18 protein-coding genes are annotated in these 24,222 nt (G+C 58.8%); 7 read left to right on the top strand and 11 right to left on the bottom strand.

Features of this window, described 5'->3' with window-relative positions; genetic code table 11:
• Positions 1 to 148 precede the first annotated feature (148 nt).
• The 3 genes from mfd to AC07O1_RS09765 are packed head-to-tail and all read left to right on the top strand — an operon-like array spanning position 149 to position 6,874.
• A complete protein-coding gene (gene mfd / locus AC07O1_RS09775; protein ID WP_495088635.1) occupies positions 149 to 3,598 on the top strand; it encodes a transcription-repair coupling factor in 3,450 nt (1,149 codons plus the stop codon).
• A gap of 10 nt (positions 3,599 to 3,608) precedes the next feature.
• Positions 3,609 to 4,175, top strand: a complete 567-nt coding sequence (locus AC07O1_RS09770; RefSeq protein ID WP_495088634.1) for a CsiV family protein — start codon at positions 3,609 to 3,611, stop codon at positions 4,173 to 4,175.
• A gap of 11 nt (positions 4,176 to 4,186) precedes the next feature.
• On the top strand, positions 4,187 to 6,874 hold the full coding sequence (locus AC07O1_RS09765) for a DEAD/DEAH box helicase (RefSeq protein ID WP_495088633.1): 2,688 nt from the start codon (positions 4,187 to 4,189) through the stop codon (positions 6,872 to 6,874).
• Positions 6,875 to 6,981: 107 nt separating this feature from the next.
• On the opposite strand, the gene AC07O1_RS09760 is transcribed toward AC07O1_RS09765, so the two are convergent.
• The 3 genes from AC07O1_RS09760 to AC07O1_RS09750 form a co-directional block, all read right to left on the bottom strand.
• The gene (locus tag AC07O1_RS09760) at positions 6,982 to 7,719 is read right to left on the bottom strand and encodes an S-methyl-5'-thioinosine phosphorylase (protein WP_495088632.1); all 738 of its coding nucleotides are present in this window, start codon (positions 7,717 to 7,719) and stop codon (positions 6,982 to 6,984) included.
• 11 nt (positions 7,720 to 7,730) lie between these two features.
• Entirely contained in the window at positions 7,731 to 8,729 is a 999-nt protein-coding gene (nagZ, locus tag AC07O1_RS09755) for a beta-N-acetylhexosaminidase (RefSeq protein ID WP_495088670.1), read from the bottom strand.
• A 209-nt stretch (positions 8,730 to 8,938) separates the two neighbouring features.
• Complete coding sequence (locus tag AC07O1_RS09750) at positions 8,939 to 9,646, bottom strand: TetR/AcrR family transcriptional regulator (RefSeq protein WP_494992301.1); 708 nt, start codon at positions 9,644 to 9,646, stop codon at positions 8,939 to 8,941.
• A 252-nt stretch (positions 9,647 to 9,898) separates the two neighbouring features.
• Here AC07O1_RS09750 and lexA point away from each other — a divergent pair, with 252 nt between their 5' ends.
• The gene (gene lexA / locus AC07O1_RS09745) at positions 9,899 to 10,510 is read left to right on the top strand and encodes a transcriptional repressor LexA (protein ID WP_494992302.1); all 612 of its coding nucleotides are present in this window, start codon (positions 9,899 to 9,901) and stop codon (positions 10,508 to 10,510) included.
• Between the two features lie 10 nt (positions 10,511 to 10,520).
• Positions 10,521 to 10,994, top strand: coding sequence for an SOS-induced cell division inhibitor SulA (gene sulA / locus AC07O1_RS09740; RefSeq protein WP_495088631.1), 474 nt, complete (start codon positions 10,521 to 10,523; stop codon positions 10,992 to 10,994).
• 100 nt (positions 10,995 to 11,094) lie between these two features.
• Here the strand turns inward: sulA and AC07O1_RS09735 are convergent, their stop codons facing one another.
• The 7 genes from AC07O1_RS09735 to AC07O1_RS09705 all read right to left on the bottom strand — a co-directional run bounded on the left by AC07O1_RS09735 (position 11,095) and on the right by AC07O1_RS09705 (position 19,524).
• Positions 11,095 to 11,328: a hypothetical protein gene (locus AC07O1_RS09735; protein WP_495012621.1), complete on the bottom strand. Its 234-nt coding sequence runs from the start codon at positions 11,326 to 11,328 to the stop codon at positions 11,095 to 11,097.
• A 103-nt stretch (positions 11,329 to 11,431) separates the two neighbouring features.
• Complete coding sequence (locus AC07O1_RS09730; RefSeq protein WP_495088630.1) at positions 11,432 to 11,953, bottom strand: DUF6586 family protein; 522 nt, start codon at positions 11,951 to 11,953, stop codon at positions 11,432 to 11,434.
• A 140-nt stretch (positions 11,954 to 12,093) separates the two neighbouring features.
• Positions 12,094 to 14,721, bottom strand: coding sequence for a type I DNA topoisomerase (gene topA, locus AC07O1_RS09725; RefSeq protein ID WP_495010573.1), 2,628 nt, complete (start codon positions 14,719 to 14,721; stop codon positions 12,094 to 12,096).
• 114 nt (positions 14,722 to 14,835) lie between these two features.
• Positions 14,836 to 15,072 carry a DUF1653 domain-containing protein gene (locus AC07O1_RS09720; RefSeq protein ID WP_494992307.1) on the bottom strand — a complete coding sequence of 79 codons (237 nt, stop codon included), beginning with the start codon at positions 15,070 to 15,072 and terminating at the stop codon, positions 14,836 to 14,838.
• An 85-nt stretch (positions 15,073 to 15,157) separates the two neighbouring features.
• Positions 15,158 to 16,333, bottom strand: coding sequence for an acetyl-CoA C-acyltransferase FadA (gene fadA / locus AC07O1_RS09715; protein ID WP_495088629.1), 1,176 nt, complete (start codon positions 16,331 to 16,333; stop codon positions 15,158 to 15,160).
• A gap of 29 nt (positions 16,334 to 16,362) precedes the next feature.
• Complete coding sequence (gene fadB, locus AC07O1_RS09710) at positions 16,363 to 18,510, bottom strand: fatty acid oxidation complex subunit alpha FadB (RefSeq protein ID WP_494992309.1); 2,148 nt, start codon at positions 18,508 to 18,510, stop codon at positions 16,363 to 16,365.
• Positions 18,511 to 19,086: 576 nt separating this feature from the next.
• Positions 19,087 to 19,524, bottom strand: coding sequence for a hypothetical protein (locus AC07O1_RS09705; protein ID WP_494992310.1), 438 nt, complete (start codon positions 19,522 to 19,524; stop codon positions 19,087 to 19,089).
• Positions 19,525 to 19,627: 103 nt separating this feature from the next.
• On the opposite strand from AC07O1_RS09705, the gene AC07O1_RS09700 reads away from it, so the two are divergent.
• Positions 19,628 to 20,065 (top strand): universal stress protein, encoded by a 438-nt coding sequence (locus AC07O1_RS09700; protein ID WP_494992311.1) that lies wholly within the window; start codon positions 19,628 to 19,630, stop codon positions 20,063 to 20,065.
• A 93-nt stretch (positions 20,066 to 20,158) separates the two neighbouring features.
• Here the strand turns inward: AC07O1_RS09700 and AC07O1_RS09695 are convergent, their stop codons facing one another.
• Positions 20,159 to 22,075, bottom strand: a complete 1,917-nt coding sequence (locus AC07O1_RS09695) for an ATP-binding cassette domain-containing protein (RefSeq protein ID WP_495088628.1) — start codon at positions 22,073 to 22,075, stop codon at positions 20,159 to 20,161.
• Positions 22,076 to 22,287: 212 nt separating this feature from the next.
• On the opposite strand from AC07O1_RS09695, the gene AC07O1_RS09690 reads away from it, so the two are divergent.
• Positions 22,288 to 24,216 carry a transglycosylase SLT domain-containing protein gene (locus AC07O1_RS09690; RefSeq protein WP_494992313.1) on the top strand — a complete coding sequence of 643 codons (1,929 nt, stop codon included), beginning with the start codon at positions 22,288 to 22,290 and terminating at the stop codon, positions 24,214 to 24,216.
• The last annotated feature ends 6 nt before the right edge of the window (positions 24,217 to 24,222 follow it).

The following is a 24,222-nucleotide window of genomic DNA, read 5'->3' as shown; positions in this document are numbered from 1 at the left end:
TACATTATGCCGCCGACTCACCGCCGGATCAATGCGCGCCTGTCGTGACGTGGTTTTCGCCCTTCGTTTGGCAGTCTGCAACTGACAGCTGGCACCTTCGCCCGCTACAATTGTCGACTTTGTCGCAACGCTTGGAGCTGAACCTTCCGTGCCCGTTCTGCGTCTACCGCTACTCCCTGCCGCCGCAGGTAAACAGCACTGGGGCAACCTGCCCGGTGCCGCCCTGAGCCTGGCCATTGCCGAGGCTGCCAGCGCTGCCAAGCGCTTCACCCTGTTACTGACCGCCGACAGCCAAAGTGCCGAACGGCTGGAACAGGAGCTGAGTTTCTTCGCGCCTGATTTGCCGGTCCTGCATTTCCCGGACTGGGAAACCCTGCCATACGACCTGTTTTCGCCGCATCAGGACATCATTTCCCAGCGCATCGCCAGCCTGTATCGGTTGCCGGAGCTCAGTCATGGCGTTTTGGTAGTGCCGATCACTACGGCCCTACATCGCCTGGCGCCGACCAAATTCCTGCTCGGCAGCAGCCTGGTACTGGATATCGGCCAGAAGCTCGATGTCGAGCAGATGCGTACACGACTGGAAGCCAGTGGCTACCGCTGCGTCGATACCGTGTACGAGCACGGCGAGTTTGCGGTCCGCGGAGCACTGATCGACTTGTTCCCGATGGGCAGCAAACTGCCCTACCGCATCGACTTGTTCGATGACGAAATCGAGACCCTGCGCACCTTTGACCCGGAAAACCAGCGTTCCATCGACAAGGTCGAATCGGTGCGGCTGCTGCCGGCGCGGGAGTTTCCGCTGCAAAAGGATGCGGTCACGCGCTTCAAGGCGCGCTTCCGGGAGCGTTTCGATGTCGACTTCCGTCGCTGCCCGATCTTTCAGGACCTGAGTAGCGGCATTACTCCGGCCGGTATCGAGTACTACCTGCCGCTGTTCTTCGACGAAACCTCGACCCTGTTCGACTATTTGCCCCAGGACACCCAGGTGTTTTCCCTGCCGGGCATCGAACAGGCCGCCGAGAATTTCTGGAACGATGTGCGCAACCGCTACGAAGAGCGTCGCGTCGATCCGTCGCGCCCATTGCTGCCACCGGCCGAGCTGTTCCTGCCGGTGGAAGACTGCTTTGCGCGCCTGAAAAACTGGCCGCGCGTCGTCGCCAGCCAGCAGGACATAGAAACCGGAGTCGGCCGCGAACGCTTCCAGGCCCAGCCATTGCCCAATCTTGCTATCGAAGCCAAGGCCAATCAGCCATTGGCAGCGCTGGCCGGCTTCCTTGATGAGTTCCCCGGCCGCGTGTTGTTTACCGCCGAATCCGCCGGTCGCCGCGAAGTGTTGCTGGAGCTGCTTGAACGGCTGAAGCTGCGCCCGAAAACCGTCGACAACTGGCCGGACTTTGTCGCCAGTAAACATCGCTTGGCAATCACTATCGCACCGCTGGACGAAGGCTTGGTGCTGGATGATCCTTCACTGGCGCTGATTGCCGAAAGCCCGCTGTTCGGTCAGCGCGTGATGCAGCGTCGCCGCCGGGAAAAACGCGCCGACGGCAACAACGACGCGGTCATCAAGAACCTCACCGAGCTGCGTGACGGTGCGCCGGTCGTGCATATCGATCACGGCGTCGGCCGCTACCTGGGCCTTGCGACGCTGGAAATCGATAATCAGATCGCCGAATTCCTGACCCTCGCCTACGCCGAAGGTGCCAAGCTCTACGTGCCGGTAGCCAACCTGCATTTGATCGCCCGCTACACCGGCAGCGACGACGCCCTGGCCCCGTTGCACCGCTTGGGCTCGGAAACCTGGCAGAAAGCCAAACGCAAAGCCGCCGAGCAAGTACGTGACGTGGCTGCCGAACTGCTCGACATCTATGCCCGTCGCGCGGCGCGCGAGGGTTACGCCTTCGCCGACCCGAAAGCCGATTACGTCACCTTCAGTGCCGGTTTCCCGTTCGAAGAAACCCTGGACCAGCAAACCACCATCGACGCGGTACGCGCCGATATGCTCGCCCCCAAACCCATGGATCGCCTGGTCTGCGGTGACGTGGGCTTCGGCAAGACTGAAGTGGCGATGCGCGCGGCATTCATCGCCGTGCACGGCGGTCGTCAGGTAGCGATCCTGGTGCCGACCACCCTGCTCGCCCAACAGCACTACAACAGCTTCCGCGACCGCTTCGCCGACTGGCCGGTGAGCGTGGAAGTGATGAGCCGGTTCAAGTCGACCAAGGAAGTGAACGCCGCGGTCGCCGACCTCGCCGAAGGCAAGATCGACATCGTCATCGGCACGCACAAGCTGCTGCAAGACGACGTGAAGATCAAAAACCTCGGGCTGGTGATCATCGACGAAGAGCACCGTTTTGGTGTCCGTCAGAAGGAACAGCTCAAGGCCCTGCGCAGTGAGGTCGACATCCTGACCCTGACCGCCACGCCGATTCCGCGAACGCTGAACATGGCCGTGTCGGGCATGCGCGATCTGTCGATCATCGCCACCCCGCCGGCCCGTCGCCTGTCGGTACGTACCTTCGTCATGGAGCAGAACAAGAGCACAGTCAAGGAAGCCCTGCTCCGCGAGCTGCTGCGTGGTGGCCAGGTCTATTACCTGCACAACGACGTGAAGACTATCGAGAAATGCGCCGCCGACCTCGCCGAGCTGGTGCCGGAGGCACGGATCGGCATCGGCCACGGGCAGATGCGTGAACGCGAACTCGAACAAGTGATGAGCGACTTCTATCACAAGCGCTTCAACGTCCTGATCGCCTCGACCATCATCGAGACCGGTATCGACGTGCCAAGCGCCAACACCATCATCATCGAGCGCGCCGACAAATTCGGTCTGGCTCAATTGCATCAGCTGCGCGGCCGGGTCGGTCGCAGTCACCACCAGGCTTACGCCTACTTGCTGACACCACCACGCCAGCAAATCACTCCGGACGCGGAAAAGCGCCTGGAAGCCATCGCCAACACCCAGGATCTCGGCGCAGGCTTCGTGCTTGCCACCAATGACCTGGAAATTCGCGGTGCCGGCGAATTGCTCGGCGACGGTCAGAGCGGCCAGATTCAAGCGGTCGGCTTTACGCTGTATATGGAAATGCTCGAGCGTGCGGTCAAAGCCATTCGCAAGGGTGAACAGCCAAACCTCGATCAACCGCTAGGCGGCGGCCCGGAAATCAACCTGCGCTTGCCTGCGTTGATTCCCGAAGACTATCTGCCCGACGTCCACGCGCGGCTGATTCTCTACAAGCGCATCGCCTCAGCCACCGACGAAGAAGGCCTGAAAGATCTGCAAGTGGAAATGATCGACCGCTTCGGCCTGCTCCCGGAGCCGACCAAGAATCTGGTGCGCCTGACCCTGCTCAAACTGCAGGCCGAACAGCTCGGCATCAAAAAGGTCGACGGCGGCCCGCAAGGCGGTCGTATCGAGTTCGCGGCGCAAACTCCGGTCGACCCACTGGTGCTGATCAAGCTGATCCAGGGCCAACCCAACCGCTACAAATTCGAAGGCGCCACGCTGTTCAAATTCATGGTGCCGATGGAAACTGCGCAAGAGCGTTTCAATACATTGGAGGCGCTGTTCGAGCGCCTCATTCCGAAAACTGCTTGAAGGACGCCGAATGCGCCTGTTTCGCTCACTGACCTTGCTTCTGGCACTGGTCGCACCCATGGCGTTTGCCGACAACCTGTATCTGGTTGAAATGATCCTGATCCGCCAGAACGCAGTGCCGGCGATCGCCAGCCGAGCCGCACCGGAAGACTGGGCAGCTGGCGCCCAGCGCATCGCACCGCAAGACGAACGCTCGCCAAGTCTCAACAGCGAAGCCTCCAAGCTCGCGGCGAACAGCGATTACACGGTGCTGCTGCATAAAACCTGGCAACAAAAACTGGACGATGAGCCAAGCAAAATCGCGGTCAGCGCTGGCAAGGAGCAATACGGCCAATTCCCGATCGAGGGCACGCTTAACCTGAAACTGGGACGTTTCACTGACGTCGACGCGGAGTTCTGGATCAATCAGATCGACAGCAACGGCCTGGTGACCGCCAGCGAACAACTGAAGCAGAACAGCCACACCAAAAATGGCCAACTCAACTTTCTGGACAACGGGCATCTGGGCCTGCTGATCAAGATCACTTCGCTTTCGGCGCCGGCCAAGCCACCAATCCCTCTTGAAATTCCGGACTGATTGAAGTCCCTATGTCTCCGACCCTGACCAAACCTCTGGCACCTTCCTGGGTCAGTCGATTCAAAGAACAAAGCCTGGAGCGTGGACGCCGCTACGCCCTGGAAAAGCGCGCCAGAATCATCCAGGCCGGCGACAGTACGATCACCGCCAGTTGCGAAGGCTCAGGTGGCAACGTTTACCGTCAGACCATTCGCTTGCGCGAGTCAGCCAAAGGCACCTTGCTGATGGTCGATGCCACCTGCACCTGCCCGGTCCGCAGCAACTGCAAGCACTGCGCGGCGGTGTTGCTGCAAGTGCAGGAAACCCTCGCTTACCCGGCCGCCGCACAAGATGCCGAACTGCTGGAAAAGCTTCAGGCCGTTCTGGAAAACCGTAGCCCGGCCGCCTTGCCACAACTGTTAGTGGATAACGTGCAACCGGTTCCGCGGCTGTGGCTGGCGAGCATTGAATTCAGCGCCTTCGAGCCGCGCAACGGCAAAATGCAGCGCTACATCCAGCATCGTGCCGCCCTCTCTTTCAGCTATCTGGATGAATACGTCAGCGGCCAGAAGAATTCTGACATCCTGATTCGCCAGGAGCAGCAAACACTGCGGATCAAACGCCATCCCGAAGTCGAAAACGCCTATCGCGAACAGCTTCGAATCCTGGGTTTCAAGATCGCTACCCGACAAAGCAAGGCACTCCCGGAAAGCGCCGGCGAACTGTTTGAGATGGTCAACGACAGCGCCTGGCTGACCTTCACCCTCAATGAGCTGCCAAAGCTGCGCAGCCAAGGCTGGGAGCTGCAGATCGATGAGGACTTCGGCTTTGATCTGACGGCCGTCGATGACTGGTATGCCACAGTTGAAGAAGCACCTGAGCGGGACTGGTTCGACCTTGAGCTGGGAATTATCGTCAATGGCGAGCGGCTGAGCCTGCTGCCAATCCTGCTCAATCTGATGCGCTCGCACACCGAATTGCTCAACCCGGAACGGCTTGCCAAACGCCGCGACGACGAGCTGATTCTGGTGAACATCCCCAATCGCCCCAACTCCGAGCACGGCCCATTACAGGTAGCCCTGCCGTTCGGCCGTTTGAAGCCGGTGCTGGCGACCCTTGGCGAGTTTTATCTGCAAGAGCCCGGCACAACCACCCTGCGCTTGAGCAGCGCCGATGCAACGCGCCTGAACCCACTGGAGGAATTGCCGCTGCTCTGGGAAGGCGGCGACCACATCCGCACCTTCGCCCAGCGTCTGCGGGACATCAAAGACTACACAACGACCGCACCCGACGGACTGAACGCCACACTACGGCATTATCAGCTGGAAGGTTTGAGCTGGATGCAGTCGCTGCGGCAACTGGAAGTCGGCGGGATCCTCGCGGACGACATGGGGCTGGGCAAGACTCTGCAAACCCTGGCCCATGTGCTGAGCGAGAAGAACGCGGGACGCCTGGACCGGCCATGCATGGTGGTGATGCCCACCAGCCTGATCCCCAACTGGCTTGATGAGGCGGCGCACTTCACCCCGCAACTCAAAATTCTGGCGTTGTACGGTGCCGGGCGCAAAAAGCACTTCGACGAGTTGACGGATTACGACCTGATCCTGACCACTTATGCGCTGCTGCCCAAGGATGTTGAGCGTCTCGCCGCCCTGCCGCTGCATGTTCTGATCCTTGATGAAGCACAATACATCAAGAACCCCAACAGCAAGGCTGCCCATGCCGCGCGCGAGCTCAATGCCCGGCAACGCCTGTGCTTGAGCGGTACACCACTGGAAAATCATTTAGGCGAACTGTGGTCGCTGTTTCACTTCCTGTTGCCCGGTTGGCTCGGCGACGTGAAGACCTTCAATCGCGATTACCGCGTGCCGATCGAAAAGCGTGCCAGTGAAGTACGGCTGCAGCATCTCAATGGCCGGATCAAACCCTTTCTGTTGCGCCGGACCAAAGAACAGGTCGCCACCGAACTGCCGCCGAAAACCGAGATCATCCACTGGGTCGAGCTCAACGAAGCGCAGCGTGACGTCTATGAAACCATGCGCCTGGCCATGGATAAAAAAGTCCGCGACGAGATCACCCGCAAAGGCCTTGCCCGCAGCCAGATCATCATCCTCGAGGCGCTGCTCAAACTGCGTCAGGTCTGCTGTGATTTGCGACTGGTCAATGAGGCCCCACCAGCGCGCGGCAGCTCGTCCGGCAAACTCGACAGCTTGATGGAAATGCTCGAGGAGCTTTTCGAAGAGGGTCGACGCATTTTACTGTTTTCGCAATTCACCTCGATGCTGTCCCTGATCGAAGAGGAACTGAAACGCCGCGGCATCGCCTATGCACTGTTGACCGGACAAACCCGGGATCGACGCACGCCGGTGAAGGCATTTCAGAGTGGCAAGCTGCAAATCTTCCTGATCAGCCTGAAGGCCGGTGGTGTGGGCTTGAACCTGACCGAGGCCGACACCGTCATCCACTATGATCCGTGGTGGAACCCGGCCACCGAAAACCAGGCCACCGACCGCGCCTATCGCATCGGTCAGGAGAAGCCGGTATTCGTCTACAAGATGATTGCTCGCGGAACCGTCGAAGAGAAGATTCAGCATCTACAAAAGGAAAAATCCGACCTGGCGGCGGGAGTGCTGGATGGACGCAAGACCGGGGACTGGAAATTGCAAAGCGAGGATATTGAAGCGTTGTTTGCGCCGCTGCCGCATAAGTCAAAAGGATAGCGGCGCCGGTTATACCGCTATCCTGTAGGAGCACGGCTTGCCGGCGATGGCGTCCTTGAGATCGTCATCGTCGGAACGCCGCCCGGAGCAAGCTCTGCTCCTACAACTCAGCCCGCCAACACCCGCGCCAGGGTCGATTTGACCTTGCCCATACCGTCCTGCAACGCTTGCTCGATCTCGGCCATGGTGATCACCGCGGTGGACTTGCCCGCCGCCGGGTTCACCACCAGCGCCAGACACGCGTAAGCCACATCCAGCTCACGAGCCAGTGCAGCTTCCGGCATGCCGGTCATGCCAACGATATCGCAACCATCGCGCTCCAGTCGGGCGATCTCGGCTACGGTTTCCAGACGCGGCCCCTGGGTGCAGGCATACACGCCATGACTGCTGTAGGCACAACCCTCAGCCGCCAGCGCGGCGATCAGCTTCTCTCGCAGTGGTTCGCTGTAGGGATAGCTGAAGTCGATGTGAGTGACCTGCTCAAGATCATCGGCAAAGTAGGTGTGTTCACGACCGCTGGTGTAGTCAATGAGCTGGTGGGGGACACAAAAATGCCCTGTGCCCATTGCCGCATGAATTCCGCCCACTGCGTTGACCGCCAGAATCGCCTCGGCACCCGCCTGTTTCAAGGCCCAGATATTGGCCCGGTAATTCACCTGATGCGGTGGAAAACGGTGAGGATGGCCGTGACGCGCCAGAAACAGCACTTCACGCCCGGCGTATTCGCCGAACTGGATGTCCGCCGAAGGCGTCCCGTACGGCGTATCCAGCGGCAACGATTGGCGAATGCTCAAGCCTTCGAGCTGAGTGAGTCCAGTGCCACCAATAATCGCGTAAACCGTCATTGCAAAAATCCTTAATCAATCAGTTGGGCATCTTTGAGCGCGCCAAGGGCCGCCAGCCAGCGCGGATCCTGGCGGTATTCGGTAGTCGCGAACGCTTTGCCGCGCATTCGCGCGATACGCGCAGACGGCGTGACCTTCAATCGCTGGGCGGCGCTCAAGGCCAGCTCGGCAGCCGCACGATCGTTACACACCAGCCCCATATCGCAACCGGCCGACAGCGCCGCCTCGATTCGACTCGCCGCATCGCCAACTACGTGAGCACCGGCCATGGACAGGTCATCGCTGAAGATGACGCCATCAAATTGCAATTCACCGCGCAGGATGTCCTGCAACCAACGGCGAGAGAAACCAGCAGGTTGAGAATCGACTTGAGGGTAGATAACGTGGGCCGGCATCACCGCCGCCAACTGTTTGCTCAAACGGGCAAACGGCACCAGGTCATTGGCGCGAATGTCTTCCAGGCTGCGCTCGTCGGTCGGGATGGCCACATGGGAATCAGCCTCCGCCCAGCCGTGACCGGGAAAGTGCTTGCCGGTGGCAGCCATACCGGCGCTGTTCATTCCGCGAATAAAAGCTCCCGCCAGTAAAGCCGCGCGCTCTGGATCCCCTTCAAATGAACGACTGCCCACGACAGCGCTGCGCTGATAGTCCAGGTCCAGTACCGGAGCGAAACTCAAGTCGAGGCCGACCGCCAGCACTTCAGTCGCCATGATCCAGCCACACTGCTCGGCCAGATACTCGGCATTGGGGTTATCGGCAATCGCCCGCATCGCCGGCAAACGCACAAAGCCCTGGCGTAGACGTTGTACCCGACCGCCTTCCTGGTCTACCGCCAACAGCAGGTCCGCACGCACGGCGCGGATCGATGCACTCAGCTCACGCACCTGGCGCGGATGCTCGATATTGCGCGCAAAAATGATCAAGCCACCCACTTCGGGTTGGCGCAACAATTGGCGATCTTCAGCCGTCAGCCAGGTACCGGCGACGTCCACCATCAAGGAGCCTTGCAGGCCAGATGTCATAGAAATTCCTTAATAACGGGATGCGCGCACGGCACATCAACGATGAGCCCGGCCCGATGCAGACGCACGACCGGATCGCCACAGGCAAAGCCCGGCAACAGAGGGCCGGCGCAGAGGATATGGAGCGGATCTAAAACTGGAGTCGGCATGGGCGGCTAGCTTAGCGGATGTAAGCAGTCGCGCCCACCCGTGTGCGGCTAAACCTTGGCGACCGCTGGGGTCGATTTACTGCGCGGTCTTAGCTGTGCGGTGGCCATGCCATCATCGGTGACGCCGGTTTCAGCGCGCATACCGGCCGCCAGAAACGGCACCATCAAACGCATTACCTGCTCAATCGAGGTATTGACCCCAAAATCGGTCTCGGCAATTGCCCGCAGGGCTTTGATACCCGACATGCTGAACGCCGCTGCACCCAGCATGAAATGCACGCGCCAGAACAGTTCGATAGGTGGAATACGCGGCGCGGCCTCGTTGACCAGCATCATGTAGCGGCGGAACACCTTGCCGTACATGTCTTCCAGATAGCGACGCAAGTGCCCCTGGCTCTGACTGAAAGCCAGCCCCAGCAAACGCATGAAAATAGAGAGGTCGTTGCCACTGCGTGGCTGAACCACCAGAGCTTGCTCGACGAGGATTTCCAGCAGTTCTTCCAGGCTCGGCTTGTTGTCCGGCTTGGCCTGACGCCGCTCGAGCTCGCGATCGAGACTGACGCAGAAGGGACCGAGGAAACGCGAAAAAACCGCCTGAATCAGCGCTTTTTTTGAACCGAAATGATAGTTCACCGCCGCCAGGTTAACCCCGGCCTTGCTGGTGATCAGCCGTAATGAGGTTTCGGCAAACCCTTTTTCCGCGAACAACTGCTCGGCAGCATCGAGAATACGTTCAACGGTTTCGGACTGGGCCATGGCTACTCCGCCTGACAAACACTTGTTTGAAACATACGTTTCAGACTTTACCTTGTCAAGCCTGCCTGTCCGTTTTCCGGCCGGTCAGTCACCTATTAAATCACACAAGTCTGACTGTGTAGTCAGTCCTGCAACTCACGGCACGATCAGCTGCAATTCGACCGCCCGGCGGACTGGATAAAAAGGAGGATTGCCAAGAACGATCCACTGTATATAATCCCAGTCACTGTATAAAAAGACAGAGCGATCGAAATGCTAAAACTGACGCCACGCCAAGCTGAGATTCTGGCTTTTATCAAACGCTGCCTCGAAGACAACGGCTACCCGCCGACTCGCGCGGAAATCGCTCAGGAGCTGGGTTTCAAGTCACCCAACGCCGCTGAAGAACACCTCAAGGCACTGGCCCGCAAGGGTGCAATCGAGATGACGCCAGGCGCTTCCCGCGGAATTCGCATCCCAGGCTTCGAAGCCAAGGCAGGCGATGACTCTACCCTGCCGATCATCGGCCGGGTTGCCGCCGGCGCACCGATTCTCGCACAGCAGCACATCGAAGAATCCTGCAACATCAACCCTGCTTTCTTCCATCCTCGCGCCGACTACCTGCTACGCGTACACGGCATGAGCATGAAAGACGTCGGCATTTTCGACGGTGATCTGCTCGCTGTACATACCACTCGCGAAGCGCGCAATGGCCAGATCGTGGTTGCCCGGATCGGCGATGAAGTCACCGTGAAACGCTTCAAGCGTGAAGGCAGCAAAGTCTGGCTGATTGCCGAAAACCCCGAGTTCGCCCCTATCGAAGTGAACCTGAAAGATCAGGACCTGGTGATCGAAGGCTTGAGTGTCGGCGTCATTCGCCGCTAAAGGAGGCTTTATGCAGTTCCCACACACACCACAGCAAGCACAACTGTCACTGTTCGAGGCGTTTATGGCGCAGCCACTCGCCCCGATCCTCAAAGACGTGGTCGAGTCGCCCTGGAGCGCCGAACCCGAAGCTTTCAGTGAACTGTCGTTACGCGGTGCAGCCGGGAACTGCCTGAACCTGCTGGCCCCTATTCTCAGAGAGTTGAGCCAGGACCAGGACGCTCGCTGGCTGACACTGATTGCCCCGCCATCGAGCCTGACCCAGGCCTGGCTACGGGACGCAGGATTGAACCGCGAGCGGATTTTGCTACTGCAACCACGAGGCACACAAAGCGCTCAGCAACTGACTTGCGAGGCGTTGCGCCTGGGCCGCAGCCACACTGTTGTCAGCTGGCTCAACCCACTGGCGCCCAGCGCACGGCAACAGCTGATCAGCGCTGCCCGCACAGGGGACGCGCAAAGCCTGAATATTCGTCTGGGTTGATCAACAGGACTGTAACGAAACTTGAATACCATGGGGCTTCTCAAGAATAGAGAAGCCGATTTGAAGCGACGAATTGCACCAAAAAAACCGACAAACGGACTCAGTGAAGAATCCGTGGCCCGTCTTCTCTCTCAAATTCGCCTTCAACCAGACGTCCAGCCATCTGCACACCAACGCTCAACATGGCCTTCGCCACTTCAACGTGCTGACCTTGCAGAAACGCTTTGGCATCTTCGGAAAAATTCAAAGTAACCAGAGAACCCTCGTCCTCAGCCCTGCGCAGCTCGATACGGCCGTCAGGCAACTCAACAATTTCTAGAAAGGACGTTGGCATAAAGGTCTGTTCTCCACGAAAGGCCGGCATTGTAGCAGCTGGCGAAGCCTGCGTCCTTGTAGCAGCTGGCGAAGCCTGCGTTCGGCAGCTGCTACAGGTCGCCTCAGCACTCGTTAAGCCCATCCCGAAACCGAATCGCCAGCTCTTTCAGGTTCTGACGCCAGCTTTCCAATTCTTCCCGACTCAACTCTGACTCCACTTCCTCATCGAGGTTGACCGCAACGATCAACGGCTGCGTCACATCGCCCTTGGGTTTGTGCGGCGCTCGTGGCGGCTGAAACAGCGCAGCATGCGCCGCCAGCAGCTTCGCCAGCCAGGTTTCAGGGTTTTGCGCCAATTCCACCAATTCAGCCAGCTCGGGAATGGCAATGGTTTCGAGTACTTCGCGAGTCAGTAGCATTTCCGCCCGTGGCGCATTGGCCTGAGGCAGGCGGTAAAAGCCCGCAATCTCATGACACAAACCAAGCAACGCACCGTACAGGTGAAACAACACCGACTCGCGCCACGCCTGAACCAGCGCCTGGGAGTTAATCGCCCGCCCCTCTTCGGCTCTGGCCAGCGCTTCCAATGAAAGACCGGCGAAATAAATTTTCTGATTGGTACGGGTATAGAGCTCGTGGGCCATGACGGCAGCCTCCACAACGAAATAATTGCTTCACGCAGGTCAGACAGTGTCATGGATCACCTCCGCTTCCCGCAAGCACAAAACAAAAGGCCGCATGAAAACCCGAGGGTTGTCATGCGGCCTTTTGTGTACAGCGCCTTTTAAGCCTTGGCTGATGGACGCTTGTCTTCAACCGTCCACTTGCCGCCGTCGTAATATGCCTTCCAGCCAGTCGGTTTACCGTCAACCTCAGTCTGCACGTACTGCTCTTTGGTCTTGCGGCTGTAACGGATCACGGCAGGCAGGCCGTCCGGATCCTTCTTCGGCGCTTCGCAGAGGAAGTGGTACTTCGGATCGATCTCGTCCTTGTGCGGCACAATCTCGATTACCAGCGGAGCACGGGTCTCGCGGTTTTTCGGGAACTGGCTCGCCGCCAGGAACAGACCGGAGGCACCGTCACGCAGAATGTAAGTGTCGTTGACCTTCTCGCACTTGAGTTCCGGCATTTTCACCGGATCCATCTTCGGCGGCGCTGCGTCGCCGCTTTTCAGCAGTTTACGAGTGTTCTTGCAGGTCGCGTTGGTACAACCGAAGAACTTGCCGAAACGGCCAGTCTTGAGCTGCATCTCGCTGCCACACTTGTCGCACTCCAGGCTCGGGCCTTCGTAGCCCTTGATGCGATAATTACCCTCTTCGATCTCGAAACCTACGCAATCCGGATTGTTTCCGCAGATGTGCAGTTTGCGCTTCTCGTCCAGCAGGTAGGCATCCATCGCCGTGCTGCAGATCGGGCAACGGTGCTTGCCGCGCAGTACCAGAGACTCCGACTCGCCCTCGTCATCGGCGGCGATTTCATCGCCCGGAACGAGGTTGACGGTAGCCTTGCAACGCTCCTTTGGCGGCAGACTGTAGCCCGAGCAACCGAGGAAAACGCCAGTCGAGGCGGTGCGGATCTGCATCGCACGACCGCACTGGACGCACGGGATGTCGGTCATGACCGGTTCGTTGGCACGCATGCCGCTTTCCGCGCCTTCAGCCACTTCGAGTTTCTTCTTGAAGTCGCCGTAGAACTCGTCGAGCACGTTTTTCCAGTCGCGTTCGCCCTGGGCGACGTCATCGAGATTCTCTTCCATACCGGCGGTGAAACCGTAATCCATCAGGTTGGAGAAGCTCTCGGACAGTCGCTCGGTAACGATGTCACCCATCTTTTCGGAGTAGAAACGACGGTTATGCAGTGCAACGTAGCCACGGTCCTGGATCGTCGAAATGATCGCCGCGTAGGTCGAAGGACGACCGATACCGCGCTTTTCCATTTCCTTGACCAGGCTCGCTTCGGAATAACGCGCAGGCGGCTTGGTGAAGTGCTGGCTCGGGTCGAGCTTGATCAGCTTCATGACATCGCCCTGGGCCATGTCTGGCAGCACATCGTCGTCGCCCGGCTTGGTCATTTGCGGCATGACGCGGGTGTAGCCGTCGAATTTGAGGATACGACCCTTGGCCCGCAGCTCGAAGGTGCCGGCAGTGACGCTGACGGTGGTCGACAGGTATTGCGCCGGCAGCATCTGGCAAGCGACGAACTGGCGCCAGATCAGCTCGTAGAGGCGCTCAGCGTCACGTTCCATACCCACCAGCTTGCTTGGATGGGTATTCACGTCGGAAGGACGAATTGCTTCGTGGGCCTCTTGCGCGCCTTCCTTGCTGCCGTAGACGTTCGGCGCGGCCGGCAGGTATTTGCTGCCGAACTCGCCTTCAATGTAAGTACGCGCCATTTCCACGGCATCGACCGAGAGATTGGTCGAGTCGGTACGCATATAAGTGATGTAACCCGCTTCGTACAGACGCTGAGCCATCATCATGGTTTTCTTCACACCAAAGCCCAAGCGGTTGCTACCGGCCTGTTGCAGGGTGGAAGTAATGAACGGTGCCGACGGCTTGCTGCTGGTCGGCTTGTCTTCACGCTTGGCAATGGTGTAACTGGAAGCCTTGAGCTTTTCCAGTGCGGCCATGGCATGGGTTTCGTTGAGCGGCTTGAAGGCTTCGCCGTTTTCACGGGCCACTTCAAAACGCACGTTGGCGCCCTTGGTGGTACCGAGGTCCGCATGGACTTCCCAATACTCTTCCGGGTTGAACGCACGAATTTCGCGCTCACGCTCAACGACCAGCTTCACCGCAACCGATTGCACACGACCTGCGGACAAACCACGGGCGATCTTCTGCCACAGCAGCGGCGAGACCATGTAGCCCACCACGCGGTCGAGGAAACGACGCGCTTGCTGGGCATTGACCCGATCGATGTCCAGCTCGCCTGGCTGGGAGAAGGCCTCCTGAATCGCCTTCTTGGTGATTTCGTTGAACACCACGCGCTTATAGCGACTGTCATCACCACCGATGGCTTCGCGCAGGTGCCAGGCAATGGCTTCCCCTTCGCGATCCAAGTCGGTTGCGAGATAGATGGTGTCAGCATCTTTGGCGAGCCGGCGCAGCTCTTCGATGACTTTTTCCTTGCCGGGAAGGATCTCGTACTTGGCTTTCCAGCCATGATCCGGATCGACGCCCATGCGCGAGACCAGCTGCTTGCGCGCCTTCTCTTTCGGAGAGAGCGCGGGCGCTTCACCTGCGGCGGCCTTGCCACGCTTGGCAGCAGGCTCTTTGCTGGCGCTAGCCGAACCGCTGGTGGGCAGGTCTCGGATATGGCCGATACTCGACTTCACCACGTATTGGTTGCCCAGATACTTGTTGATGGTCTTGGCCTTAGCCGGGGATTCCACAATGACCAGCGATTTGCCCATGGATCAGAAAATTCCTGAATTCTAGAAGTGAAAGGCGATTGGCGCCTGACGCGGCACCGCTATATATAGTGGCAACAAGGTGAGGTCAAGCGCAGGGTTCTGCGCGCCCTGCGCTTATGGCCTGGAAAAAAGGCTTGGTTCGGCCTGAACCAAAGCAAAGCGTGGCACCTGCTCGCCGTCAACTTCGACCGACTCCAGGAACATGCTCAGGGGACGCACCCAAAAGCCGTAATCGCCATACAGAGCTTGGTAGAACACCACTTCTTCTTCGGTTTCGGAATGCCGCGCGACTGCGAAAACACGGTATTGCGGCCCCTTGTAATGCTCATAGAGCCCGGGTAGTAAATTCATGTTCTGGCCCTCCTGCACATAAAAAATAAATCTTCAGAAAAACAAAAACCGGGGCACAAGGCCCCGGCTTCCATCGACGAAACGCTTAAACGCGTTCGAAGACGGTGGCAATACCCTGGCCGAGACCAATGCACATGGTGGACACACCGAAGGTGCCGCCATTTTGCTTCATCACATTGAGCAAGGTGCCGGAGATACGCGCACCGGAACAACCGAATGGATGGCCCAAAGCAATCGCGCCGCCGTGCAGGTTAACCTTCTCGTTCATCTTGTCGAGCACTTTCAAATCTTTCAGCACCGGCAGCGCCTGTGCAGCGAACGCTTCGTTGAGTTCGAAGAAGTCGATATCAGCAATACCCAAACCTGCACGCTTCAGTGCTTTCTGTGTTGCCGGTACTGGACCATAGCCCATGATCGCCGGGTCCACACCTGCCACTGCCATCGAGCGAATGACCGCCATTGGCTGGATACCCAGGTCCTGAGCACGCTGCGCCGACATCACGATCATGCACGAAGCACCATCAGTGATCTGCGAGGAAGTACCCGCCGTCACGGTACCACCCTTGGGGTTGAACGCTGGCTTCAATACCGCCAGGCTTTCCAGGGTAGTTTCCGGACGGATGGTTTCGTCGTAGTCGAACAGTTTCAGGAAACCGTTCTCGTCGTAACCCTGCATCGGGATGATTTCGTCTTTGAACTTTCCTTCCACGGTCGCTTTATGGGCGAGCTGGTGGGAACGCACGCCAAAGGCATCCTGCTGCTCACGGGTGATGCCGTGCATCTTGCCGAGCATTTCTGCGGTCAGGCCCATCATGCCCGAGGCTTTTGCCGCGTACAGCGACATGTGCGGGTTCGGATCGACACCGTGCATCATGCTCACATGGCCCATATGCTCGACGCCGCCAACGACGAACACGTCACCATTGCCGGTCATGATCGCTTGCGCAGCGGTGTGCAACGCACTCATCGAGGAGCCACACAGGCGGCTGACCGTCTGGCCGGCAGCGGTGTGAGGGATCTGAGTCATCAGGGACGCCATACGGGCGATGTTCCAGCCCTGCTCCAGGGTCTGGTTGACGCAGCCCCAGATCACGTCTTCGACTTCAGCCGGATCAACCTTGACGTTACGTTCCAGCAGCTTGCTGATCAGGTGCGCCGACATGTCTTCGGCACGGGTGTTGCGGTGCATGCCGCCCTTGGAGCGGCCCATCGGGGTGCGACCGAAGTCGACAATCACGACGTCTCTAGGATTCAAGCTCATATAGTTCACTCTCGCTCTAGTGTGGGCGCTTAACCGAAGAAGCGCTGGCCGTTCTGGGCCATTTCACGCAGCTTCGCGGTCGGGTGGTACAGGGCGCCCAGATCAGCGTACTGGTCAGCCAGGGCAACGAACTCTGCAACACCGATGGAATCGATGTAACGCAGCGCGCCGCCACGGAATGGAGGGAAACCAATACCGTAGACCAGACCCATGTCGGCTTCGGCAGCGGTTTCAACGATGCCGTCTTCCAGGCAACGCACGGTTTCCAGGCAAAGCGGGATCATCATCCAGTTGATGATGTCTTCGTCGGTCACTTCACGCTGCTCGAAGACGATCGGCTTGAGCACTTCCAGCACCGACGGGTCGGCGACCTTCTTCTGCTTGCCGCTCTTGTCGGCCTCATAGGCGTAGAAGCCCTTGCCGTTCTTCTGGCCCAGGCGCTTGGCTTCGTAGAGCACGTCGACGGCCGAGCGGCGATCGTCCTTCATGCGGTCCGGGAAGCCTTCAGCCATCACGTCACGACCGTGGTGACCGGTGTCGATACCGACAACGTCCATCAGGTACGCAGGACCCATCGGCCAGCCGAATTTTTCCATGATCTTGTCGATACGGACGAAGTCCACACCGGCGCTGACCAGCTTGGCGAAACCGCCGAAATACGGGAACAGGACACGGTTGACCAGGAAGCCCGGGCAGTCATTGACGACGATCGGGTTCTTGCCCATTTTCTTGGCGTAGGCAACGGTGGTGGCAACCGCCAGTTCGCTGGACTTCTCACCACGGATCACTTCCACCAACGGCATCATGTGCACCGGGTTGAAGAAGTGCATGCCGACGAAGTTTTCCGGACGCTTGAGGGCCTTGGCCAACAGGCTGATGGAAATAGTCGAGGTGTTCGACGCGAGGATGGTGTCCTCTTTGACCTTGTCTTCGACTTCAGCCAGAACAGCTTGCTTGACCTTGGGGTTCTCGACGACCGCTTCGACCACCAGGTCGACGTGACCGAAATCACCGTAAGACAGCGTAGGACGAATGCCGTTGAGCACTTCAGCCATTTTCGCTGCGGTCATGCGACCTTTATCAACGCGGCTCACCAGCAGCTTGGCGGCTTCCGCCAGGCCCTGCTCGATACCGTGCTCGTTGATGTCCTTCATCAGGATCGGCGTGCCTTTGGAAGCCGACTGGTACGCGATACCGCCGCCCATGATGCCGGCGCCGAGTACGGCAGCCTGCTTCACGTCTTTGGCGACTTCATCGTAGGCCTTGGCCTTTTTCTTCAGCTCCTGATCGTTCAGGAACAGACCGATCAAGCTCTGCGCAGCAGAGGTCTTGGCCAGTTTCACGAAGCCGGCGGCTTCGATTTCCAGTGCCTTGTCGCGACCGAAGTTCGCGGCTTTCTGGATGGTCTTGATCGCTTCGACCGGTGCCGGGTAGTTCGGGCCCGCCTGACCGGCTACGAAACCTTTGGCGGTTTCGAAAGACATCATTTGTTCGATTGCGTTGAGCTTGAGCTTTTCAAGCTTCGGCTGGCGCTTGGCCTTGTGATCGAACTCGCCGGAAATGGCGCGCTTGATCAGTTCCAGTGCGGCTTCCTGCAGCTTCTCTGGAGCAACCACAGCATCGACGGCGCCGACTTTCAGCGCGTCGTCGGCACGATTTTCCTTACCGGCGGCAATCCATTCGATGGCGTTGTCGGCACCGATGATTCGTGGCAAGCGTACAGTACCGCCGAAGCCTGGGTAGATGCCCAGCTTGACTTCCGGCAGGCCGATTTTGGCGGTAGTGGCCATGACGCGGTAATCCGCTGCCAGGCACATTTCCAGACCGCCGCCCAAAGCGATGCCGTTGATCGCGGCGATGGTCGGAACATTCAGGTCTTCGAAATCGCTGAAAATCTTATTCGCTTCGAGGTTGCCTGCAACAAGCTCTGCATCAGGCAGCTTGAAGTTGTCGACGAATTCGGTGATGTCGGCACCGACGATGAACACGTCCTTGCCACTGCTGACGATCACACCCTTGATCGAAGCATCTGCCTTGATAGTGTCTACGGCCTGACGCAATTCGTTCAGGGTTAGACGATTGAACTTGTTGACGGACTCACCCTTGAGGTCGAATTTCAATTCGACGATGCCACTTTCAAGAGCCTTAACCGTGATGGCTTTACCTTCGTAAATCATCAACTGATCTCCACGATATGGAAGCTGAACAGTACACGTCGGACGCTAACTTCTGGCTCGGCATTGACGTTACCGTCGATGCTACGCCAATCCGCCAGGCACACCCGCCAACGCGATAGTCGGGATTCTGTAGGAGCCGTCTGTAATACAAACGCTCATTTCATACGCCCGTTTGATTTGGGTACGCCACCTTCACGGAATTTCAGGCAATTGTCAATCGCCCAAAATGCTGGTTGAAACGCGACTTTGCAGTCATGCCAGCGCTGCAGAGATCATCAACATGCCAATCCATGTTTGATCATTCATAGAGTCAATATTTAGAAAAGTCGCCCTAACCCGCTTCGCTCTTCGTTTATCGAGCTAAGCTGGCAAGCACCACAAAGAAAAACATGAACGCTTTGAGCGAATGCCAAGCGTAAGATCAGCGCCACGGAACCTGTGCCGTTGCGATTTAGCGAATTACCGGCCTGCCTGGCCAACTCCAGCCCGATGATGATGTCGGGCTTTTTATTGCCTGCCAATCAAGCGAAGCACCTGTAGCAGCTGCCGCCAAGCTGCTGCTACAGGGAAATGCTTTCAGGCGAGCGCTTTGAGAACTGCTGCAATATCCTGCAAAACACTAGCCTCGCCCTTCTCCCCCCAATACAACGCAATCATTTGCTTGTCCGCTTCGATCTTGAACACATTGGCCGGCAACGTCTTGAAATGCTCCAGCAACGCATCATCCTGACAAACTTCTCGCCACTGATTGACCCAGACACCTGGCGCTGTCTGCCAATAACTCCAGCACGCCGCTTGAACACTGCGTCGCGGCCGATGGTATTGGCCGCAAGGGCTCGGCGGCTCCGGCTCCAGCCAGTGCGGCCACTCCTGAGGGGCCAGTTGCATGGCCAGACCCATGCGCCGCGCCTCCATGCGCAGAGCCATCCGCCCGCTCTGATGGCGCGAAGGTCGCAACCAGGCCAGCGGACTCAGAACCAACGCAAGGATTGACACCACTATCCAGACCGTCATATGTGTACTCCCGATTCTTGAGGAGCGGATTGCGCCACACTGAAACCAATCCGCTTGAAACCAGCCATACTTACCGTCATCGCAATCCTCCGGAGCGCCGTCCATGTCCTATGAACACATCCTGGTCGCTGTTGACCTCACTGAAGAATGCGACCCTGTCATCAAGCGCGCTCGTGAACTGTCAGTCAGCAGCGGCGCCAAACTCTCACTGGTCCATATAGTCGAGCCCATGGCCATGGCTTTTGGCGGCGATGTTCCGATGGACCTTTCGCAATTGCAGCAACAACAGTTCGATCAGGCCAAAGAGCGTCTTGAGCGATTGATCCTGAAATACCCGGAGGCCACCAAGGCCAACAGCCATTTGACCTACGGTCAGCCACGCCAGGAGATCCATCATCTGGCCAAGGAGCAAGGCTGCGACCTGATTGTCGTCGGCAGCCACGGCAGACATGGGCTGGCGCTGCTGCTCGGGTCCACCGCCAATGATGTCCTGCACGGCGCACCCTGCGATGTGCTTGCTGTGCGACTGGTCAAGAGCTGAACCCGAGCCCCTTCAGGGGAAACCGTGTTTCATACAAAAAGCCCGGCGCTCACATAGGTAAGGCCGGGCTTTTTTATACCGCTAGCAGATCAATCAGGCATCCAGCTCTGCCCAACGCTCGACCAACACTTCGAGCTCAGCCTGCAATTGCTCAAGCTGAGCGATTACCGCAGCAGTCTGTGCGGCAGGACGCTGATAGAAGCCCGCATCCGCCATTTCAGCCTCGACACCCGCAATTTTCTGCTCTTTGGCTTCAATATCGCCTGGCAAGGCTTCCAGTTCGCGCTGCAGTTTGTAGCTGAGCTTTTTCTTGGCCGCTGGTGCTTCTTGAGCAACCACTGGCGCAGGTGCGGCAGTAACGACCGCAGAGTTCAGCTCGGCTTTGCCTGACTTGTTCTCGGTCACGCCCAACAGACGCGGCGAACCGCCCTGACGCAGCCAGTCCTGATAACCACCGACGTATTCACGAACCTTGCCTTCACCTTCGAAGACCAGGGTGCTGGTGACCACGTTATCGAGGAATGCCCGGTCGTGGCTGACCATCAAGACTGTACCCTGGAAGGTCAGCAGGACCTCTTCCAGCAGTTCGAGGGTTTCCACATCCAGGTCGTTGGTCGGTTCGTCGAGTACCAGCAAGTTGGCCGGCTTACTGAACAGCTTGGCCAGCAACAAACGGGCACGCTCACCACCGGACAACGCCTTGACCGGCGTGCGGGCACGCTGCGGGCTGAACAGGAAGTCGCCGAGGTAGCTCAGAACGTGGCGGCTTTGGCCGTCAATGTCGATGAAGTCGCGACCTTCGGCGACGTTATCGATCACGGTCTTTTCCAGATCCAGCTGATGGCGCAGCTGGTCGAAATAGGCCACATCGATTCGCGTGCCCTCCTCAACTTTACCGCTGGTAGGCTGCAAACCACTGAGCATCAGCTTCAGCAATGTGGTTTTGCCAGTACCGTTGGCACCCAGCAGACCGATACGGTCGCCGCGCTGCAGGACCATGGAGAAATCCTTGATCAGGAACGGGCCATCCGGGTGAGCGAAGCTGACATTCTCGAGGACCATCACTTGCTTGCCGGACTTGTCGGCAGTGTCCAGCTGAATGTTGGCCTTGCCGGTACGCTCACGACGCTCGCTACGCTCAACGCGCAGGGCCTTCAGGGCACGAACGCGGCCTTCGTTACGGGTGCGACGGGCTTTGATGCCCTGACGGATCCAGACTTCTTCCTGGGCCAGGCGCTTGTCGAACAAGGCGTTGGCGGTCTCTTCGGCTGCCAGAGTGGCTTCCTTGTGAACCAGGAAGCTGGCGTAGTCGCCGTTCCAGTCGATCAGGCCGCCACGGTCCAGTTCGAGGATCCGGGTCGCCAGGTTTTGCAGGAATGAACGGTCGTGCGTGATGAACAACACGGCGCCCTGGAAATCCTTCAGCGCCTCTTCGAGCCAGGCAATCGCACCAATGTCCAGGTGGTTGGTCGGTTCGTCGAGCAGCAGCAGATCCGGTTCCGACACCAGCGCCTGAGCCAGCAGGACGCGACGACGCCAGCCGCCGGACAATTCGGCGAGGGTCTTGTCGGCCGGCAGTTGCAGACGGCTCAAGGTGCTGTCTACCAATTGCTGCAAGCGCCAGCCGTCACGGGCTTCGAGGTCGTGCTGGACGTGCATCAGCTTGTCCAGATCAGCGTCAGTGACGATGTTCTGGCTGAGGTGGTGATACTGCGCGAGCAGCTCGCCGACGCCGTCCAGGCCCTCGGCAACCACGTCGAACACAGTCCGCTCGTCGGCCAGTGGCAATTCTTGCGGTAATTCGCCGATTTTGAGCCCCGGCGCGCGCCAGACGGAGCCGTCATCGGGCTTCTGGTCACCTTTGACCAGCTTCATCATGCTGGATTTGCCAGTGCCGTTGCGGCCGATGATGCACACCCGCTCACCACGGGCGATCTGCCAGGACACCTTGTCCAACAACGGCATAGCGCCGAAAGCAAGGGACACATCGCTGAATTTGAGCAGGGTCATGAGCTTCTCCAAAAACCGGGCGCGCATTCTACCTGACTTGAGGTTTGATGCGGCCGGCATTTTCATCTTCGCAGCACCCTGAACAACAATTACCCGGAACTTGCACCGGCGGACCGGCAAAGCTTTCGCCGGCTGCTGGCAAAAGGCTAAGCTACAGGCAATCAGTGTTGGCACCGTCGGCACTTGCCACGTTTTCTCTGCCCGGACGTCTCATGCGCAGTCGCCTTTTCAGCTTTTTATCTTGTCTGCTTCTCTCTGCCACTACCGTGCAATCCGCCCAGGCGGTGGACCTGTCGCAACAACGCCAGTATTACGATGAAGCCAAGCGCGCCTTGGCCAAGGGTGATTCGGGCCCGTACTTCCGATACAGCCAAGCGCTCAGCGATTACCCGCTGGAGCCGTACCTGGCCTACGACGAACTGACCGCCCGACTGAAAACCGCCAGCAACGACGAGATCGAGAGATTCCTCGCCGAACACGGTGACCTGCCGCAAGCCAACTGGATGAAACTGCGCTGGCTACGCTGGCTGGCCGAGCGTGGCGACTGGCAACCTTTCGTCAAATACTACGACCCCAAGCTCAATTTCACCGAGCTGGACTGTCTCAATGCTCAATATCAGCTGGGCCACAACCTCAAGGCCGCAGGCTATGCCAACACTGAAAAGCTCTGGCTGACAGGAAAGTCCCAGCCCGCCGCTTGCGACGCACTGTTCGCTCAGTGGGCCGCAGAAGGTCAGCTGACCGAACAGAAACGCTGGCAGCGCGCCAAGCTGGCCGCCGACGCCCGCAACTACCCGCTGGCCAAGAGCCTGGTCAACAGTATGACCACCCTCGCCCCGCAGGGCAGATTGCTGATCGACGTCGCCCAGCGACCGGAACTGCTCAGCCAGCCATCGCGCTTCACGCCCGTCGATGAAGCCATGTCCGACGTGGTCGGTCTGGGCCTGCGCCGCCTGGCACGCCAGGATCCGGACATCGCCATGAGCCTGCTCGACAGCTATGCCAGCAGTATGCACTTCTCACGTGACGAAAAAGTGGCAATCGCCCGGGAAATCGGCCTGACTCTGGCGCGACGATTCGACAGCCGCGCCCTCGACGTGATGACCAAGTACGACCCGGAACTGCGTGACAACACCGTCTCCGAATGGCGCCTGCGCTTGCTGTTGCGCCTGGCGCGCTGGGATGACGCCTATCAGTTGACCCGCAGACTGCCGCAGGACCTGGCCACTACCAACCGCTGGCGTTACTGGCAGGCTCGCAGCCTGGAACTGGCTCAGCCGCAGAATCCGGAAGCGCTGGTCCTTTATAAGAACCTCGCTCATGAGCGTGATTTCTACGGCTTCCTCGCCGCCGATCGCGCGCAGTCGCCGTATTCGCTGATCAACAAACCCCTGGTGCTCAGCCAGGCGATCATCAACAAGGTCCGCAACACCCCGGGCGTGCGTCGCGCCCTGGAATTCCATGCCCGTGGCCAGATCGTCGACGGGCGCCGCGAGTGGTACCACGTCAGCCGTCGCTTCAACCGTGACGAAATGGTCGCTCAGGCCAAACTGGCCTACGACCTGAAATGGTACTTCCCGGCGATCCGCACCATCAGCCAGGCTCAATACTGGGATGATCTGGACATTCGCTTCCCGATGGCCCACCGCGAAACCCTGGTGCGAGAAGCCAGGATCCGCGGCCTGCATTCAAGCTGGGTGTTCGCTATCACTCGCCAGGAAAGCGCGTTCATGGACGACGCTCGCTCCGGTGTCGGCGCCAGCGGCTTGATGCAACTGATGCCCGTCACCGCCAGGGAAACCGCGCGAAAATTCAGCATTCCCCTGGCCTCGTCGCAGCAAATACTGGACCCGGACAAGAACATCCAGCTCGGTGCCGCCTACCTGAGCCAGGTCCACAGCCAGTTCAACGGTAACCGGGTACTCGCCTCCGCCGCCTACAACGCAGGCCCCGCCCGCGTGCGGCAATGGCTCAGAGGCGCCGATCACCTGAGCTTCGATGTCTGGGTTGAAAGCATCCCCTTCGACGAAACCCGCCAGTACGTGCAGAACGTGCTGTCCTACTCGGTGATCTACGGCCAGAAACTCAACGCCCCACAACCACTTGTGGACTGGCATGAGCGGTATTTTGATGATCAATGACCCTGT

This window comes from Pseudomonas sp. GW821-FHT07G10 (assembly GCF_059418545.1).
Note: the sequence above shows the minus strand (reverse complement) of the source record. Positions and strands in the feature narration are given on the sequence as shown.

Bases quoted from the DNA above. Each gene is read 5' to 3' on its own strand.
- AC07O1_RS09770 (WP_495088634.1), top strand. From the start codon at position 3,609: ATGCGCCTGTTTCGCTCACTGACCTTGCTTCTGGCACTGGTCGCACCC.
- AC07O1_RS09765 (WP_495088633.1), top strand. From the start codon at position 4,187: ATGTCTCCGACCCTGACCAAACCTCTGGCACCTTCCTGGGTCAGTCGA.
- AC07O1_RS09760 (WP_495088632.1), bottom strand. From the start codon at position 7,719: ATGACGGTTTACGCGATTATTGGTGGCACTGGACTCACTCAGCTCGAA.
- AC07O1_RS09750 (WP_494992301.1), bottom strand. From the start codon at position 9,646: ATGGCCCAGTCCGAAACCGTTGAACGTATTCTCGATGCTGCCGAGCAG.
- lexA (WP_494992302.1), top strand. From the start codon at position 9,899: ATGCTAAAACTGACGCCACGCCAAGCTGAGATTCTGGCTTTTATCAAA.
- sulA (WP_495088631.1), top strand. From the start codon at position 10,521: ATGCAGTTCCCACACACACCACAGCAAGCACAACTGTCACTGTTCGAG.
- AC07O1_RS09735 (WP_495012621.1), bottom strand. From the start codon at position 11,328: ATGCCAACGTCCTTTCTAGAAATTGTTGAGTTGCCTGACGGCCGTATC.
- AC07O1_RS09730 (WP_495088630.1), bottom strand. From the start codon at position 11,953: ATGGCCCACGAGCTCTATACCCGTACCAATCAGAAAATTTATTTCGCC.
- topA (WP_495010573.1), bottom strand. From the start codon at position 14,721: ATGGGCAAATCGCTGGTCATTGTGGAATCCCCGGCTAAGGCCAAGACC.
- AC07O1_RS09720 (WP_494992307.1), bottom strand. From the start codon at position 15,072: ATGAATTTACTACCCGGGCTCTATGAGCATTACAAGGGGCCGCAATAC.
- fadA (WP_495088629.1), bottom strand. From the start codon at position 16,333: ATGAGCTTGAATCCTAGAGACGTCGTGATTGTCGACTTCGGTCGCACC.
- fadB (WP_494992309.1), bottom strand. From the start codon at position 18,510: ATGATTTACGAAGGTAAAGCCATCACGGTTAAGGCTCTTGAAAGTGGC.
- AC07O1_RS09705 (WP_494992310.1), bottom strand. From the start codon at position 19,524: ATGACGGTCTGGATAGTGGTGTCAATCCTTGCGTTGGTTCTGAGTCCG.
- AC07O1_RS09700 (WP_494992311.1), top strand. From the start codon at position 19,628: ATGTCCTATGAACACATCCTGGTCGCTGTTGACCTCACTGAAGAATGC.
- AC07O1_RS09695 (WP_495088628.1), bottom strand. From the start codon at position 22,075: ATGACCCTGCTCAAATTCAGCGATGTGTCCCTTGCTTTCGGCGCTATG.
- AC07O1_RS09690 (WP_494992313.1), top strand. From the start codon at position 22,288: ATGCGCAGTCGCCTTTTCAGCTTTTTATCTTGTCTGCTTCTCTCTGCC.